Origin of the sequence: Rhodanobacter sp. DHB23 (assembly GCF_014842975.1) — a bacterium.
Classification (GTDB): Bacteria; Pseudomonadota; Gammaproteobacteria; order Xanthomonadales; family Rhodanobacteraceae; genus Rhodanobacter_A.
The window spans coordinates 211175-226955 of the sequence record NZ_JACYXK010000023.1; the positions used below are offsets into that span (position 1 = coordinate 211175).

Sequence of the window (15781 nt, forward strand, 5' to 3'; positions counted from 1 at the left end):
GGCGATTCGCCGCGCGACCGCTGAGGGAAGTGCATGAGACTTCAAGACAATATCGATTTCACCACCCTGCAGTGGGTCCGCCCCGAGCTGGAGCAGACCCTGGCGAGGGCCCGCGAAGCGCTGGAGTCCTACGTGGACAACCCGGCGCGCGGCGAGGCCATGCGCTCCTGCGCCGACAACCTGCACCAGGTGCAGGGCACGCTGCGGATGGTCGAGCTGCCCGGCCCGGCGATGGTGGCGACGGAGATGGAAACGCTCGCCATCGCGCTGCTGCAGGACAAGGTCGCGCAGCGCGAGGACGCCTATGCCGCGATGATGCGCGGACTGATGCAGCTGCCCGACTACCTCGAGCGCGTCGCCAGCGGCCATCGCGACGTGCCGGTGGTGTTGCTGCCGCTGCTGAACGACCTGCGCGCCAGCCTCGGCGAGGAGGCATTGACCGAAGCGGCGCTGTTCCGCCCCAACCTCGACGCCTTCCTGCCCACGCAGGCGCCCGCCGCGATGAGCGAGGCGCAGGCGCGCGAGCGCCATGGCGAGCTGGTCGCGCTGCGCCCGCAGTTCCAGCAACACATGCTGGCGTGGTTCCGCGGCCAGTCGCAGGCGCAACCGCTGGCCGGCATGCGCAAGACCCTGCTGGCGATCGCCGCGCGCTGCTACCACGTGCATGGCCGGCGCCTGTGGTGGATCGCCGCCGGCGTGGTGGAGGGCCTGGAGCACGGCATGCTCGGCGCCCATGCCACCGAGCTGCGCCAGCTGATCGGCAGGGCCGACCGCCACATCCGCCAGCTGATCGACCAGGGCGAGGACAGCCTGCGCGGTGGCGAAGCCGACGAGCTGTGCAACCGCCTGCTCTACATCGTGGCGCAGTCGCGTCAGCACAGCCCGCACATGGAGCTGCTGCGCCGCACCTACGCGCTGGACAGCCTGCTGCCCGACGCCGAGGAACTGGAGCACGCCCGCAGCTCGATGGCCGGGCACAACCGCGCCCTGCTCGATTCGGTGGCCAAGGCGCTCAAGGAAGACCTGCTGCGCGTCAAGGAGGCGCTCGACCTGTTCCAGCGCCAGCCGAACGCCGATCCGGCCTCGCTGGCGCCGCAATGCGAACTGCTGGGCCGCGTCGCCGACACCCTCGGCATGCTGGCGCTGGCGGTGCCACGCCGGGTGGTGGACGAGCAGCGCCGCGTGCTCGACGAGGTCGCCAACAAGCTGCGTGCCGCCGACGAGGACACCCTGCTCGACGTGGCCGGCGCGCTGCTGTACGTGGAAGCCTCGCTGGACGACCACATCGAGAGCCTCGGCGCGAGCGAGGAGACGCGGCAGGACGACGCCGACGCGACGACCCTGCCGCGCAGCGAGGTGCAGGGCATCCTCAGCACGGTGATGCAGGAGGCGATCCGCAACGCCGGCAAGGTGAAGGAAGCCATCGTCGGCTTCGTCGAATCCGGCTGGGACCACGCCGGGCTGGCCGATGCGCCCGCGCAGATGGCCGAAGTGGCCGGCGCCGCGCGCATGCTGTCCGCCGATCGTCCCGCCGAGCTGGCCGAAGGCATCGGCCGCTTCATCCACAACGAATTGCTGGTCGATCGCCGCGTGCCCAACAGCATGCAGATGGACCACCTGGCCGATGCGCTGGCCGCGCTGGAGTACTACCTGGAGGCGGCGCGCGAGCACCGCGGCGGCCTGGCGCACATCATCGACGTGGCCGAGCACAGCCTGGGCCAGCTCGGCTACTGGCCGTTGCCGGCCGAGCGTCCGCTGCCAGGGGCCGAGGCGACGGCTGCTTCGGAAGCGCATGGCCACGAGAACCTGTCCGAGTCGGTGAGCGTGTACCCGGGCGGCGACCTCAGCCACCTGCTGGTTGCGCCCGAGGCGCCGCAGCTGGCGCCGGCGCACGACGTCGACGGCCTGCGCTTCGCGCAGACCGAATCCACCATGCCGCCGGCGTCCGTCGCCGCCGCTGGCAGTGATGCCGACTGGATCGAGATCGAGGAAGAGATCGAGGAGCAGGTGCCGGCGCATGGCGCGCTGGCCGAGGGTTTCCACTTCGACCAGCAGGCCGAGGGCATCGACGACGACATCCGCGACATCTTCCTGGAGGAGATGCAGGAGGAGATCGACAACCTGCGCGGCGCCGAAGGCGTCTGGCTGGCCGATCCCGTGCAACTGGCCGCGCTTACGCCGATCCGCCGCTCGTTCCACACGCTCAAGGGTTCCGGCCGGCTGGTCGGCATCCCCGCACTGGGCGAGTTCGCGTGGAAAGTGGAGGACATGCTCAACCGCGTGCTCGACCACTCCATCGAGCCGCACGAGGGCGTGCAGGCCGTGGTGCGCCACGCCATCGCCGCGTTGCCGCAGCTGCTGGCCTCGCTGAAGGGCGAGGGCGTGCCGCATGCGCCGATCGAGGCGATCATGCAGACCGCCGGCAAGCTCGCCGCCGGCGACGCTTCCGCGCGCATCGAGGACCACGCGCCAGCCGCCATGGAAACCGTGCGCCGCGTCGTGCGTCGCCGCGTGCCGCGCTTCGATGCCGCCGCCGCGTCGGTCCCGTCCGCCGGCATCACCGAAGCCGACAGCATCGCCGCCCCGGAACCGGTGGAGCCGCCGGCCGCGTTCGCCATCTCGCCGCTGCCCTCGGTCGACCCGGTGCTGCTGGAGATCCTGCGCAGCGAGGTCGCGCAGTACCTGCAGACCATCCGCACCGCGATCCATCGCGGCAGTGGCGAACTGCCGGTGGGCGAAGACCTGCTGCGCGCCGTGCACACGCTGCATGGCGCCATCGCGATGGTCGACATCCCGTTGCTCATCCAGTTGCTGTCGCCGCTGGAGACCCTGCTCAAGCGCCTGCGCCACACGGCCCAGCCGCTGCCGGTGGAGGGCGTGCGCCTGCTCGACCGCACGGCCGACGTGGTCGACCAGACCATGGCCCAGTTCGACGTGGCCATGCCGCAGTTGCCGAACGTCGACCAGCTCACGCTGCAGCTGACCGAACTGCGCGACCGCTACCCCGAAGTGCAGGGCGCGCACATCATCGCCGAACATCCTGCGGAGGCGGCGCAGCCCGTGTCCGAACCCCGGGCCGACGAAGTTGCGGAAGAAGCCGGTGCGGATGCCCATGAGGCAGCCGCGGTCGAGGAGCCTGCATCCCAGGCACCGCTGGACGATGGCTCGCACGACCACTACGCCAACGAGTTGATGGTCGCACTGGGCGCATTCGAGCCGGATGCGCCGGCCGAGGAAGCCGGGCAGGCCGAAGCCGAACGGCAGGCGGGCGAAGCCGCCGAACAGGAAGCGGCCGAACGCGCCGCCGCCGAGCAGGCGGCACAGGCGAAGGCCGCACAGGAACAGGCGGAACGCGAACAGGCCGAGCAGGAGCGCCTGGAACAGGAGCGCCTGGAGCAGGAACTGGCCGAACAAGAACGCGCCGAGCAGGAGCGCGCCGAGCAGGAGCGCATCGAGCAGGAACGCGCCGAGCAGGCCCGGCTGGCGCAGGAACGCGCCGCCCGCGAGGCCGCCGAGGCGCAGATGCGCGCCGCGGCGGAGAAGGCGGCGGCCGAGCAGCGCGCGGCGGAAGCCGCGGCGGCGGAGCAGGCCAGGCAGGAAGCGCAGCGTGCGGCCGAAGCCGCGCGCCGCGCCGCCAACGAGGCGGTGCGCGCCGCGCCGGCCACCGGTGCGGCGCCCATCCATGCGGACCTGTCGATCGACGCCGACCTGCTCGAAGTCTTCGTCGAGGAGGCGCGCGAGATCCTCGACCACGCCGATGGCGTGCTGGCGCAGTGGCATGCCGAGCCGGCCGCGGGCAGCCACCTGGGCGAACTGCAGCGCGACCTGCACACGCTCAAGGGCGGTGCGCGCATCGCCGGCATGATGTCGGTGGGCGACCTGTCCCACGCCATCGAAACGCTGCTGGAAAAGCCGGTGGCGGGCGAGGCGCAGGCGCTCCCGCTGATCGCCGTGCTGGAGACCAGCTTCGACCAGCTGCACACCATGGTGCAGCAGATCGGGCAAGGCCAGGTGCCGGCTTACCCGCAGTCCGCGATCGACCACCTGCTGGCGCTGGCCGGCGAGCAGGGGTTCGCCGACGACGCGGCCCTGGCGGCCCGCGTGGTGCCCCCGGCCGCACAACCTGTCGAAACGGGGCATGCGGCGACCGCAGCCGCAGCCGAGCCGTTGCCCGAGCTGCTGCCCACGGAGCAGGGCGCCGATGCGCCTTCGGCGCAGGAGCAGATCCGCGTCCGCGCCGAACTGCTGGACAACCTGGTGAACCATGCCGGCGAGGTGGCGATCTACCGTTCGCGCCTGGAACAGCAGGTATCCGGCTACCGCTTCAACCTGGTCGAACTCGACCAGACCGTGCAGCGCCTGCGCAGCCAGCTGCGCATGCTGGAAATCGAAACCGAGGCGCAGATCATCGCGCGTTTCCAGCGCGAGCATCGCGAGGCGGGCAGCGCCACCACGTTCGACCCGCTGGAACTCGACCGTTTCTCGCAGCTGCAGCAGTACTCGCGTTCGCTGGCCGAGTCGGTGTCCGACCTGGTGTCCATCCAGGGCGTGCTGGACGAACTGACCCGCCAGGCGGAGAACCTGCTGGTACAGCAGTCGCGCGTCAGCACCGAGCTGCAGGAAGGCCTGCTGCGCACGCGCATGCTGCCGTTCGACACCATGGTGCCGAACCTGCGCCGCACCCTGCGCCAGGCCGCGCAGGAAGAAGGCAAGAGCGCGCAGCTGTACGTGGACGGCGCGCACGGCGAAATGGACCGCAACCTGCTCGACCGCATCAAGGCACCGTTCGAACACATGCTGCGCAACGCCGTGGCGCACGGCTTCGAATCGCCGGAAGACCGCCGCAAGGCGGGCAAGCCGGCCGAGGGCGCGGTGCGCATCCGGGTGACGCGCGAAGCCACCGAGGTGGTGGTGCGCGTCAGCGACGACGGCCGCGGCCTCGACCGCGAGGCCATCCGCAAGCGCGGCGTGGAGCGCGGCCTGATCGCCGCCGATGCCCGCCTCAGCGACGACCAGGTGCTCGCGCTGATCACCCAGCCCGGCTTCTCCACCGCCAGCACGGTCACCCAGCTGGCCGGCCGCGGCGTGGGCATGGACGTGGTGGCGAACGAGATCAAGCAGCTGGGCGGCTCGCTGGCGATCGAGTCGCAGCAGGGGCAAGGCACCACCTTCGTGCTGCGCCTGCCGTTCACCCTCGCGGTGACCCAGGCCATCCTGGTGCGCATCGGCGAGAGCACCTTCGCCATCCCGATGACCTCGGTGCAGGGCGTGGCGCGCGTCAACGCCGAGGAACTGGCCTCGCGCATGGCCGAGCACGAACCGGTGTTCGCGCACGGCGACGAGCAGTTCGGCATCCACGATCTGGCCGAATTGCTCGGCCTGCCGCCTGGCGCGGTGCCGGAAGGCGAACAGCCGCCGCTGCTGCTGGCCCGCACCGGCGACCTGCGTGCGGCGATCCGCGTCGACGCGGTGCTGGGTTCGCGCGAGATCGTGGTGAAGTCGGTCGGTCCGCAGGTGAGTTCGGTGCCGGGCGTGCTCGGCGCCACCATCATGGGCGACGGCTCGGTGCTGGTGATTCTCGACCTGGCGCCGCTGGTGCGCCATGGCGTGCTGCGCCGCGAGCAGCGCCTGTCCGAGGGCCTCGCCGCGGTCGAGCTGCCGAAGATCGAGGAGCAGCGCGCCCGCCCGCTGGTCATGGTGGTGGACGATTCGATCACCATGCGCAAGGTCACCGGCCGCGTGCTGGAGCGCCACGAATACGAAGTGGGCACCGCGAAGGACGGCGTGGACGCGCTGGAGAAACTGCACGAGCGCGTGCCCGACCTGATGCTGCTGGACATCGAGATGCCGCGCATGGACGGCTACGAGCTGGCCACCCACATGAAGGCGGATCCGCGCCTGCGCGACGTGCCGATCATCATGATCACCTCGCGCACCGGCGACAAGCATCGCCAGCGCGCGTTCGACATCGGCGTGGACCGCTACCTCGGCAAGCCGTACCAGGAGGCCGAGCTGCTGTCGCAGATCGCCGAAGTGCTGGACCAGCGCGCCGAGGCACTGGAGCGGCGCGCCGTCGAACAGCTTTCGCAGGAGCCGCACCATGGTTGAGGCACTGCCTTCGGTGGCATTGCTGTTCGACGACGCCGAGCTGGGGGGGCACCTGCGCCAGACCTTGCAGGAGCGCGGTGCGCGCATCCTGCACGAGGGCGCCGTCGCCGGGTTCGACGCCGGGCTGCTGCACCAGCTCGATCCCGACGTGCTGGTGGTGAACCTGGACGAAGAGGACGACGAGGCCTGCGACCGCCTGTTCGACATGGTCGAGGGCGATCGCCCGCGCCTGGTGCTCAACGACGCCCGCGCCAGCCGCGCGCTGGGTGGCTGGGACCGCGCGCGCTGGGCGCGCCACCTGGCGATGAAGGTACTGGCCAGCGGCGACGTGGATCCGCCGCGCCCGGCCGATGCACAGGCCGTGGAAACGCTGCCGACGGTGGCCGAAGCTGTCGAAGTGCCGCCATCCGACTCGGCGGCCGTCGAGTCGGTCGTAGTAGAGCCGGAAGCGCCGTACGTGCCGGAGCCGGTCGGACAGTACGACCACGGCACTGGGCACGAGGCGGAGGATCGCGCCACCTCGGCCGACCTCGAGGCGGAACTGGCGGCCCTGCTGGCCACGCCTGAATCCGCCCTGCCGTCCGAGCCGCTGGCCGATGCGCCGGTGGTCGCGTTGCCGGAAATGGACATGCACGCCCTCGCCGACCCGGCCGCGCTGCATGGCGACGCGGATGAACATGCGGGGCACGGGCACGACTTCGCTGCGACGGACGACCTGGAGGCGGAGCTGGCCGCGCTGCTCGCCGGCGAAGGCGAGTTGCCCGACGAGGATTCCACGCCCGCTGCGCCACGCCAGGAACTGCCGCTGCACGACGGCGATTTCAGCACCCTGCCGCATGCCGAGGCAGCGCCCGCGACGGCCGCTGCAGCGGAAGCGGCGGCCAGGGCGCCCGCTGCGCCGGATGGCTGGGCGCTGGTCGATCACGATGCAGTCGCCGTGGCGCCGGCCATGGCCGGCGACTTCGGCATCCACAAGGTGAGCGCCGCGGATTACCTCGCGCCGGACGTCGAGCCGGCGACGGAGGATTTCAAGCCGACGCTGACGCTGGAGCTGGTGTCGATCGAGGAGGCCGTGGCGCCGAAGGAATGGGAGCGGGAGTCGAGCGAGATGCTGCTGGACGACCTCGGCAGCGCGCTCAGCCGCGTGGTGTTGCTGGGCGCGACATCCGATGGGCTGGATTCGGTCTGCGAATTCCTCGCGAGCCTGCCTGCCACCGCGCGCTACGCCATCCTGCTTACCCAGCATTTCGGCGCGCAGTCGGCCGATGCGGTGCTGCAGCGCCTGTCGGAGCATTCCAGCCTGCCGGTGCGGCTCGCCAGGCAAGGTGGCCGTGCCCGTGCCGGCGAAGTGTTGCTGGTTCCGGCCGCGTCCCAGGTGCAATTGCGCCGCGACGGCAGCATCGAGCTGCGCACCTGCGACGATGCACCGGAGCCGTCCATCGACGCCAGCTTCACCATGGCGGCGAACGCGTTCGGGCGCGATGCGCTCGCCATCGTGTTCGCCGGCCGTTCCACCGACGCGGTGGCCGGTGCGCAGGCGATCCACGACCGCAATGGCCAGGTATGGGTGGAGTCCGCCGAAGGCGGGTATTCCGCCGACATGGTCGGCGCCCTGTTCGCCGAACGGCTGGTGAGCTATTCCGGAACGCTGCACGAACTGGCGGCGCATCTGATCGAGGTCTATCCATGAGCGTCGAGTTGCCCCGCGAAATCCGCTGCGTGCTGGTGCCGGCCGGCAGCCTGCGCCTGCTGCTGCCCAACGCCACCGTGGCCGAAGTCATCACCCGGCCGGTGCACGAGGCGGTGGCCGGTGCGCCCGAATGGCTGGTCGGACGCTTCGCCTGGCGCGGCTGGCGCGTGCCGCTGGTGTCGTTTTCCACCCTCGCCGGCGCGGGCGAGGGCGACGCCGAGCTCACCGTGCGCGTGGCCGTGCTGAAGGCGCTGGGCGGCGATCCCAGGATGCCCTTCATCGCCGTACTCACGCAGGGCTTCCCGCGCCTGACCACGCTCAACTCCGAACTCATCATCCCCACCCACGATGGCAACGAACTGCCGCCGGGCGTGCGTGCCCAGGTGCTGGTGCGCGACGACGTGGCGGTGATCCCCGACCTCGAAGGCATCGAGGCGGAGCTGGTGCGCCTGCTGGCGCAGGACCAGCCCGGGGAACAGGAAGTGCACGACCTGTCCGGCGCGGATGACGAGCCGGAGGAACTGGACGGCGCGGCGTGATGGAGCGCCATCGCGCCTGGCTGCCCAGCGTGTTGTTCGCGGTGGCGGCGGTGATGGAATTCGTCGCTGCGGCGATAGCCAGGCAGCCGGCCTTCTACGGTGTCGGGGCGGCGTTCATCGGCGTCGCGGTGGTCTTCCTGGCGCAGGCGCGCAGGAAAAAATAGCCGCGCTTGCGGCGGTCAGAAATCCCCGTGCAGGGCCTGCAACGCAGCCAGGGCCGCGAGGCCGGCCGTCTCGGTGCGCAGGATGCGCGGCCCCAGCCGCAGGCCGGTGAAGCCGGCTTCATCCAGCAGCGCCACGTCGCGCTCGCCCAGCCCGCCTTCCGGCCCCACCACCAGCAACGCGCCCTCGCCGCCGGGGCGCAGCCCGCGCGCGGAAACCGCCGCTTCGGGCAGCAGCGCCAGCCGCAGCGCGGCATCGCCATCCAGCGAGGCCAGCCAGGCCGGCAGGGCCTGCGTGGGAAGGATCTCCGGCAGGCGTGCGCGGCCGCTTTGTTCGCAGGCGCTGGCGGCCACCGCGCGCCAGTGCGCCAGCCGCTTCTCCGCGCGGGCGGCGTCCAGCTTCACCTCGGAACGTTCGGTGAGCAGCGGCACGATGCGCGCCACGCCCAGCTCGGTGGCCTTCTGCACGATCAGGTCCATCTTCTCGCCGCGTGCCACGCCTTGCGCCAGCGTGAGCGGCAGCGGGGACTCGCGCTCCACGGGTTGCCGGTCCAGCACCTCGACCAGCACTTCGCGCTTGCCCACGCTGCGTATCGTGGCGGCATAGTCCGCGCCGTCGCCGTTGAACAGCGTCAATGGATCGCCCGCGACGAGGCGCAGTACGCGCGCCACGTGCTCGCCGGCCTGCGCCGGCAGGGCCACTTCGGCCCCAACGGCCAGCGGCAGGTCGACATGGATACGGATGGTGCGCATGCTGGTGATTACTCCACGGCTCTCTCGATGCCGGCGGCCGCCACCGCCACCAGATGGTCGATCTCCGCCTCGCTCACCACGTAAGGAGGCATGAAATAGACCACGTTGCCCAGCGGGCGCAGCAGTGCTTCGCGCCGCAGGCCGTGCAGGTACACGCGCAGGCCGCGCCTGTCTTCGGCGGGGAAGGGACGGCGCGTGGCCTTGTCCGCCACCAGTTCCACCGCAGCGATCATGCCGGTCTGGCGCACCTCGGCCACGTGCGGGTGGTCGCGCAGCGGCTCCAGCCGGCGGGCGAGATGGGCGGCCAGCGTGCGATTGCGTTCCAGCACCGGTTCGTCGCGGAAGATCGCCAGCGTGGCCAGCGCGGCGCTGCAGGCCAGCGGATTGCCGGTATAGCTGTGCGAATGCAGGAAGGCCTTGCCCGCGCTGTATTCGGCGTAGAACGCCTCGTACACATGCTGCGTGGTGAGCACGGCCGACAGCGGCAGGGTGCCGCCGGTGAGGCCTTTCGACAGGCACATGAAATCGGGCGAAATGTTCGCCTGCTCGCACGCGAACAGCGTGCCGGTGCGGCCGAAGCCCACCGCGATCTCGTCGGCGATGAAGTGCACGGCGAATTCGTCGCAGAGCCTGCGCAGGCCCGCGAGGTAGTCCGGGTGGTACATGCGCATGCCGCCCGCGCACTGCACCAGCGGCTCGACGATCACCGCGCAGGTTTCGTGCGCGTGGCGCTCCAGCAAGGCACGCAGCTCGGCCAGGCGGCGCGCGGCGACCCGTGCAGGCGTCTCGCCCGGTTCGCCCTCGTAGGCATCCGGCGAGGGCGCGAGGATCGGCGTCAGCAGCAGCGGCGCATAGGTCTTGCGGTACAGTGCCACGTCGCTCACCGACAGCGCGCCCAGCGTCTCGCCGTGGTAGCTGCCGGTGAGCGCGATGAAGCGGGTCTTGCCGCCATGGCCCTGGTTGAGCCAGTAGTGGAAGCTCATCTTCAGCGCCACTTCGATCGCCGCCGAGCCGTTGTCGGCGAAGAACACCTTGTCCAGCCCGGCCGGCGTGATGCGCACCAGTTCCTCGGCCAGCTCGATCGCCGGCGGATGGGTGAAGCCGGCGAAGATCACGTGCTCCAGCGTGCGCGCCTGCTCCGCCAGCGCGGCGGCGATGCGCGGGTTGGCGTGGCCGAACAGGTTGGTCCACCACGAGCTGATGCCGTCGAGGTAGCGGCGGCCTTCGGCGTCGACCAGCCACGCGCCCTCGCCGCGCACGATGGGCAGCATCGGGACGCCGCCGGCGACGGCGTGGTCGTGCATCTGGGTGCACGGATGCCAGATGTGCTTCAGGTCGCGCGCGGCGAGCGCGGCGTTGCGGTCGGCGGGGTTCGTCATCCGGTTATGATCGGCGGCCGTAGCTGCGCGCTCAAGTGCGCGCACGGAACTTGCGGAAAGCCTGCTTGAAACTCCTGGGAAAAATCCTTGCGGCCGTGGCCGTGCCGTTGCTGGCCATCGCGGCGCTGCTGTGGTGGTTGCCGGCGCGCTGGGCGATGCCGTTGCTGCAGCCGTCGCTGCATGGCGTGCTCCTGCAGCAGGCGGGCGGCACGCTGTGGGACGGCCATGCGGATGATGTGCGGTCGCCGGACGGTCGCGTGCCGGGACGCGTGCAGTGGCAGTTGTCGCATCGCGCCCTTTTCGGGCAGGTCGAGCTGCAGCTCGATTTCGCGGGGCCGCGGTTCGGCCTGCGCGGGCACATGCGGAAACTGCCGGCCGGCCAGGTGGAATGGAGCGGCCTGCAGGCGCATGCGGACCTGGCGGCACTGGCCGATCCGCGCCTTCGCCTGCCGCTGGGCCAGCCGCGCGGCGAGCTGGTGTTGAACGCGCAACATGCCGTACTGCAGGGCGGCTGGCCACTGGAGCTGCAGGCCGACTGGCAGTGGCGGCAAGCCGCGATGCATATGAAAAACGGCGATGTTCCGCTGGGTGATTTGCATGGCACGCTCGCCGCGCAGGGCGGCGTGATCCATGCACAATGGCAGGACGACGGCCAGGGCCCGCTGCGCACGACCGGCGAGTTCGCATTGAGCCCGCTGGGCTGGCGGCTCGAAGCCATGCTGCAGGCACGGCACGCCGACCCGGCGCTGCAGCGCTGGCTCGCCGCCCTGGGCCGGCCCGGTGCCGACGGCAGCATCCACATCACACGCAGCGGCGGCATGGCCGCCGCCATCACCGGAAAAACCGCACGATGAATGCCGAAACCGCCGCGCAGGCCCTCGCCGCCGCCCGCGAAGCCGCCGCCGCCGCCGCCGAGGTGATCCTGCATTACTGGAAGCGCGGTGTGGACGTGGAGATCAAGGGCGACGCCACACCGGTGACGGTGGCCGACCGCGAAGCCGAGCAGGCGATCCGCGCGGTGCTGAAAAAAGCCTTGCCGGAGGCGGGCATCTACGGCGAGGAATACGGCTTCGACGGCGTGAGCGATGGCCTGCTGTGGCTGGTCGATCCGCTGGACGGCACCAAGAGCTTCGTGCGCCGCACGCCGTTCTTCTCCACCCAGATCGCGCTGATGAATCGCGGCGAACTGGTGCTGGGTGTGTCCAGCGCGCCGGTGTACGGCGAGACGATGTGGGCCAGCGCGGGGCAGGGTACGTGCTTCGAAGGCGAACGCGTGCGCGTGGCGGATACCGTGGATTTCTCGCAGGCCTCGATCTCCACCGGCAACGTCAAGACGCTCACCGGCGACGCGCGCTGGGCTGCGCTGGGCGCGATGATCCGCGACAGCAACCGCATCCGCGGCTACGGCGATTTCTGCCATTACCACCTGCTCGCGCGCGGTGCGCTGGACCTGGTGGTCGAGTCCGACGTGAACATCCTCGACATCGCCGCGCTGGCGGTGATCGTGCGCGAGGCTGGCGGCGTGTTCACCGACCTGGACGGCCAGGCGCCGACGCTGGAAACGCGCAGCGTGCTGGCCGGCACGCCGGCGATCCACGCCGAAGCGTTGCGGCGGCTTTCGCTTGACCGCGATGGAGCGGGGTGACGGTGCGATCCATGATGGTCCTGCTGATGGCCCTGGCGGGCGCGAGCCCGACACTGCTTGCCACCCTGGTCGGCGGCGTGCTGGCCCTGGTGTTGTGGCAGTGCGCGCCGCGACCGGCCCTGCTGGTGCTGCTTGCCTGCGCGATGCAATTCGCGGTGACGCTGTTCGGCGCCTGGATGCAGGGCTGGTGGCTGCCGGCGGCAAGGGAGGCGGGCGAGCTCTCGCTGCAGCGTCTTTCCCTGTTCATGGGCGTCTGGGGCGTGTGCAGCAGCATCCTGCATGGCGCCGTGCTCGGCCTGCTGGTCTGGGCCGCGTTCGCCGGACGTCAGCAGGCACGAGCCCTGCCGCCGCCGATCGGGTGAGCCGGCTACAATCCGACGATGCCCAAGCCGCCCATCATCCACGCGAAGCGCGACATCGAGCGCAGCCGTTTCCTGCGTGCCGAGCAGGTTGACCTGGAGTTCTCCAACGGCGAGCGCCGCACCTACGAGCGCACGAAATCGGGCAGCCTCGGCGCGGTCATCATCGTGCCGATGCTGGATGCGGAAACCGTGCTGCTGGTGCGCGAGTACGGCGTGGGCCTCGAGCGCTACGAACTGGGCCTGCCCAAGGGCAGGCTCGATCCAGGCGAGACGGTGGAAGAAGGCGCCGACCGCGAGCTGAAGGAGGAGGTGGGCTACGGCGCGCGTCGCCTGACGCCGTTGCACGTGCTCTCGCTGTCTCCGTCCTACATGACCCACGTGGCGCACGTGGTGCTGGCGCAGGACCTCTATCCCGAGCGCCTCGAAGGCGACGAGCCCGAGCCGCTGGAAGTGGTGCCGTGGAAGCTCGCCGAGCTGCACACGCTGGTGGCGCGCGACGACGTCACCGAAGGCCGTTCCATCGCCGCGCTGTTCATGGCGCGCGAATACCTTGCCGGAAGGATGCAACTGAAGTGAGCGCGCCGTTCCAAGATTCCCTGCTGCTCGACATCGCCATGCTGGCGCATCGCGCGGGCGAAGCCATCCTCGAGGTCTACCGGCAGGACTTCGACGTCGAGCTGAAGGACGACCGCTCGCCGCTCACCGCCGCCGACCTCGCCGCGCAGAAGGTGATCGCCGAGGGCCTGGCCCTGCTCGATCCCGTGCTGCCGCTGGTTTCCGAGGAAGCCAGCCAGGTGTCGTGGGAGCAGCGTCGCGCGTGGGCGCGGCACTGGCTGGTCGACCCGCTGGACGGCACGCGCGAATTCGTGAAGCGCAATGGCGAGTTCACCGTCAACATCGCGCTGATCGACAGGCACGAGCCCGTGCTGGGCGTGGTGCTGGCCCCGGTCACCGGCGACCTGTACGCCGCCGCGCGCGGCATCGGCGCATGGTGGCAGGCCGGGGACGGCGGCGACTGGGAGCGCATCGGCACGCGCGCACTGGCGCGGCCGGCCGTCGTCGCCGGCAGCCGTTCGCACGGGGGCTCGCAGGAGGAAGCCCTGCACCGCCTGCTCGGCGAGGGCTTCGTGCTGCAACCGCTGGGCTCCTCGCTGAAGTTCTGCCTGCTGGCGCGCGGCGGCGCGGACGTCTACCTGCGCCTGGGCCCCACCAGCGAATGGGACACCGCCGCCGCGCAATGCGTGCTGGAGGAAGCCGGCGGTGCCGTGCTCGACCTGCACGGCAAGCCGTTGCGCTACGACCGTGGCGAATCGCTGCTCAACCCCGAGTTCATCGCGGTGGGCGACGCCGGCCTCGACTGGGTGGCCAGGCTGCACGACGCCGGCCTGCCATGAGCGACGCCCCGCGTCGCGGCATCGACGAGCTGCTGGCGGTCATGGCGCGCCTGCGCGACCCCGAGCGGGGTTGCCCATGGGACGTGCAGCAGGACTTCGCCAGCATCGCGCCCTACACCATCGAGGAGGCCTACGAGGTGGCCGACGCGATCGATCGCGGCGACTTCGACGACCTGCGCGAGGAACTGGGCGACCTGCTGCTGCAGGTGGTATTCCATGCGCAGATGGCGGCCGAGCAGGGACGCTTCGACTTCGACGACGTGGCGCAGGCGATCAACGCCAAGATGATCCGCCGCCACCCGCACGTGTTCGGCGACGCGCATTACGCGGACCTCGGCGCGCAGAAGCAGGCGTGGGAAGAATTGAAGGCGGCCGAACGCGCCGCGAAAGGCGGGGTGCACGACGCCAGCGCGCTGGCCGGCGTCTCGCATGGCCTGCCGGAATGGAAGCGCGCGACCAAGCTGCAGCAACGCGCCGCCACCGTGGGCTTCGACTGGCCCGACCATCGCCCGGTGCTCGACAAGCTGGCCGAGGAACTCGACGAAGTGCGCGCCGAATTCGACGCCGGCGCCGACCCGGCGCGGCTGGAGGACGAGATCGGCGACGTGCTGTTCGTGGCGGCCAACCTCGCCCGCCATGCCGGGGTGGATTTCTCGCGTGCCCTGCGCCACGCCAACGCCAAGTTCGAGCGCCGCTTCCGCCGCATGGAGCAACTGGCCGCCACGGCAGGCGGCACGCTGGCCGGACACGACCTCGCCGCGCAGGAGGCGCTGTGGCAGCAGGTCAAGCGGGAAGAAGGCTGACCGTCGGCTTTGCGTAGGAGCACCCTGTGCGCGAACGCCCTTGGCCCTGATCGAAGCGTCAGAGCCTTCGCGCACGGGGTGTGCTCTACGGCAAGCGGCTTGCAACCTTTTGCCGTCCTGCCGCATCAGAACAGGCGATACCCAACCAGGAGTCCTGCCATGCGCCGCACCGCCCTTGCCCTGTTGCTGCTTGCCCCGTTCGCCGCCTATGCCGCCGACGGCTGCAAATACCAGGCACCGCGCAACCTGCAGGTCGACCTCGCCGGCGTGCGCGGCGTGCAGATCGACGTCAACAGCTACGACCTGCACGTCAACGGCGCGCCGGGCGCGCGGCAACTGGTGGTGAACGGCCGCGCCTGCGCCTCCGACCAGTCGCTGCTGGACAAGCTGCAGATCACCCAGCGCCGCGAGGGCGACCAGCTCATCATCGAACTGGGCGGGCAGAACACCTTCTCGTTCCATCTGTTCGGCAGCTTCTCCACGAACCTCGAAGCCAACGTGCAACTGCCGCCGGAACTGCCGGTGACCGTGCGCGTGGGCTCGGGCGACGCCAGCGTGCACGGCGTGCAGCAGTTGCACAGCTCGGTGGGTTCGGGTGACCTGCACGTGTCCAGCATCGCCGGGGCGTTCGACACCAGCGTGGGCTCGGGCGACGTGGACGCCAGCGACGTGGGCAGCCTGCAGGCCGGCTCGGTGGGTTCGGGCGACCTGAAGGTGAGCGGCATCAAGGGCGACGCGAAGGTCGGCAGCATCGGCTCCGGCGACGTGACCCTGCACAACGTGGGCGGCAGCGTGCATGCGGACACGCTGGGCTCGGGCGACCTCGGCGTGCACGACGTGGGTGGCGACCTCACCCTCGGCGCCAAGGGCAGCGGCGACGTCAGCCAGAGCGGGGTGAAGGGCAAGGTCAACGTGCCGCGCGACGACGATTGATCGCGTGCCGGCCC

13 protein-coding genes are annotated in these 15781 nt (G+C 70.7%); 11 read left to right on the top strand and 2 right to left on the bottom strand.

What is annotated here, in order from left to right; all coding sequences use genetic code 11:
• The first annotated feature begins 33 nt into the window (after positions 1-33).
• The 4 genes from IHE47_RS06280 to IHE47_RS06295 are packed head-to-tail and all read left to right on the top strand — an operon-like array spanning position 34 to position 8501.
• Positions 34-6108, top strand: a complete 6075-nt coding sequence (locus IHE47_RS06280) for an Hpt domain-containing protein (protein ID WP_192105013.1) — start codon at positions 34-36, stop codon at positions 6106-6108.
• Positions 6101-7798 (top strand): chemotaxis protein CheB, encoded by a 1698-nt coding sequence (locus tag IHE47_RS06285; protein ID WP_192105014.1) that lies wholly within the window; start codon positions 6101-6103, stop codon positions 7796-7798. The genes IHE47_RS06280 and IHE47_RS06285 overlap by 8 nt, the downstream gene beginning before the upstream one ends.
• Positions 7795-8337 (top strand): chemotaxis protein CheW, encoded by a 543-nt coding sequence (locus tag IHE47_RS06290; protein ID WP_192105015.1) that lies wholly within the window; start codon positions 7795-7797, stop codon positions 8335-8337. The genes IHE47_RS06285 and IHE47_RS06290 overlap by 4 nt, the downstream gene beginning before the upstream one ends.
• Positions 8337-8501, top strand: coding sequence for a hypothetical protein (locus IHE47_RS06295; protein ID WP_192105016.1), 165 nt, complete (start codon positions 8337-8339; stop codon positions 8499-8501). The genes IHE47_RS06290 and IHE47_RS06295 overlap by 1 nt, the downstream gene beginning before the upstream one ends.
• Before the next feature lie 15 nt (positions 8502-8516).
• Here IHE47_RS06295 and IHE47_RS06300 read toward each other — a convergent pair whose 3' ends face one another.
• Entirely contained in the window at positions 8517-9251 is a 735-nt protein-coding gene (locus tag IHE47_RS06300; protein ID WP_192105017.1) for a 16S rRNA (uracil(1498)-N(3))-methyltransferase, read from the bottom strand.
• 8 nt (positions 9252-9259) lie between these two features.
• On the bottom strand, positions 9260-10630 hold the full coding sequence (locus IHE47_RS06305; RefSeq protein WP_192105018.1) for an adenosylmethionine--8-amino-7-oxononanoate transaminase: 1371 nt from the start codon (positions 10628-10630) through the stop codon (positions 9260-9262).
• Positions 10631-10695: 65 nt separating this feature from the next.
• Between IHE47_RS06305 and IHE47_RS06310 the strand changes: the two genes are divergently transcribed.
• The 7 genes from IHE47_RS06310 (at position 10696) to IHE47_RS06340 (ending at position 15767) form a co-directional block, all read left to right on the top strand.
• Positions 10696-11484 carry a type II secretion system protein N gene (locus IHE47_RS06310; protein ID WP_225561657.1) on the top strand — a complete coding sequence of 263 codons (789 nt, stop codon included), beginning with the start codon at positions 10696-10698 and terminating at the stop codon, positions 11482-11484.
• On the top strand, positions 11481-12275 hold the full coding sequence (locus IHE47_RS06315) for an inositol monophosphatase family protein (protein ID WP_192105019.1): 795 nt from the start codon (positions 11481-11483) through the stop codon (positions 12273-12275). Before IHE47_RS06310 ends, IHE47_RS06315 begins: the two co-directional genes overlap by 4 nt.
• Before the next feature lie 11 nt (positions 12276-12286).
• Positions 12287-12637 (top strand): hypothetical protein, encoded by a 351-nt coding sequence (locus IHE47_RS06320; RefSeq protein WP_192105020.1) that lies wholly within the window; start codon positions 12287-12289, stop codon positions 12635-12637.
• Between the two features lie 18 nt (positions 12638-12655).
• Complete coding sequence (gene nudE, locus IHE47_RS06325; RefSeq protein ID WP_192105021.1) at positions 12656-13213, top strand: ADP compounds hydrolase NudE; 558 nt, start codon at positions 12656-12658, stop codon at positions 13211-13213.
• Positions 13210-14031 (top strand): 3'(2'),5'-bisphosphate nucleotidase CysQ, encoded by an 822-nt coding sequence (gene cysQ / locus IHE47_RS06330; RefSeq protein ID WP_343227443.1) that lies wholly within the window; start codon positions 13210-13212, stop codon positions 14029-14031. Before nudE ends, cysQ begins: the two co-directional genes overlap by 4 nt.
• On the top strand, positions 14028-14834 hold the full coding sequence (mazG, locus tag IHE47_RS06335; RefSeq protein WP_192105022.1) for a nucleoside triphosphate pyrophosphohydrolase: 807 nt from the start codon (positions 14028-14030) through the stop codon (positions 14832-14834). The genes cysQ and mazG overlap by 4 nt, the downstream gene beginning before the upstream one ends.
• Before the next feature lie 159 nt (positions 14835-14993).
• Positions 14994-15767, top strand: coding sequence for a DUF4097 family beta strand repeat-containing protein (locus tag IHE47_RS06340; RefSeq protein WP_192105023.1), 774 nt, complete (start codon positions 14994-14996; stop codon positions 15765-15767).
• Positions 15768-15781: the final 14 nt, after the last annotated feature.

Excerpts from the sequence above, each read along its gene's own strand:
- IHE47_RS06295 (WP_192105016.1), top strand. The coding sequence starts at position 8,337 with ATGGAGCGCCATCGCGCCTGGCTGCCCAGCGTGTTGTTCGCGGTGGCG.
- IHE47_RS06340 (WP_192105023.1), top strand. The coding sequence starts at position 14,994 with ATGCGCCGCACCGCCCTTGCCCTGTTGCTGCTTGCCCCGTTCGCCGCC.
- IHE47_RS06290 (WP_192105015.1), top strand. The coding sequence starts at position 7,795 with ATGAGCGTCGAGTTGCCCCGCGAAATCCGCTGCGTGCTGGTGCCGGCC.
- mazG (WP_192105022.1), top strand. The coding sequence starts at position 14,028 with ATGAGCGACGCCCCGCGTCGCGGCATCGACGAGCTGCTGGCGGTCATG.
- IHE47_RS06280 (WP_192105013.1), top strand. The coding sequence starts at position 34 with ATGAGACTTCAAGACAATATCGATTTCACCACCCTGCAGTGGGTCCGC.
- IHE47_RS06315 (WP_192105019.1), top strand. The coding sequence starts at position 11,481 with ATGAATGCCGAAACCGCCGCGCAGGCCCTCGCCGCCGCCCGCGAAGCC.
- IHE47_RS06285 (WP_192105014.1), top strand. The coding sequence starts at position 6,101 with ATGGTTGAGGCACTGCCTTCGGTGGCATTGCTGTTCGACGACGCCGAG.
- IHE47_RS06320 (WP_192105020.1), top strand. The coding sequence starts at position 12,287 with ATGATGGTCCTGCTGATGGCCCTGGCGGGCGCGAGCCCGACACTGCTT.
- IHE47_RS06305 (WP_192105018.1), bottom strand. The coding sequence starts at position 10,630 with ATGACGAACCCCGCCGACCGCAACGCCGCGCTCGCCGCGCGCGACCTG.
- nudE (WP_192105021.1), top strand. The coding sequence starts at position 12,656 with ATGCCCAAGCCGCCCATCATCCACGCGAAGCGCGACATCGAGCGCAGC.
- IHE47_RS06300 (WP_192105017.1), bottom strand. The coding sequence starts at position 9,251 with ATGCGCACCATCCGTATCCATGTCGACCTGCCGCTGGCCGTTGGGGCC.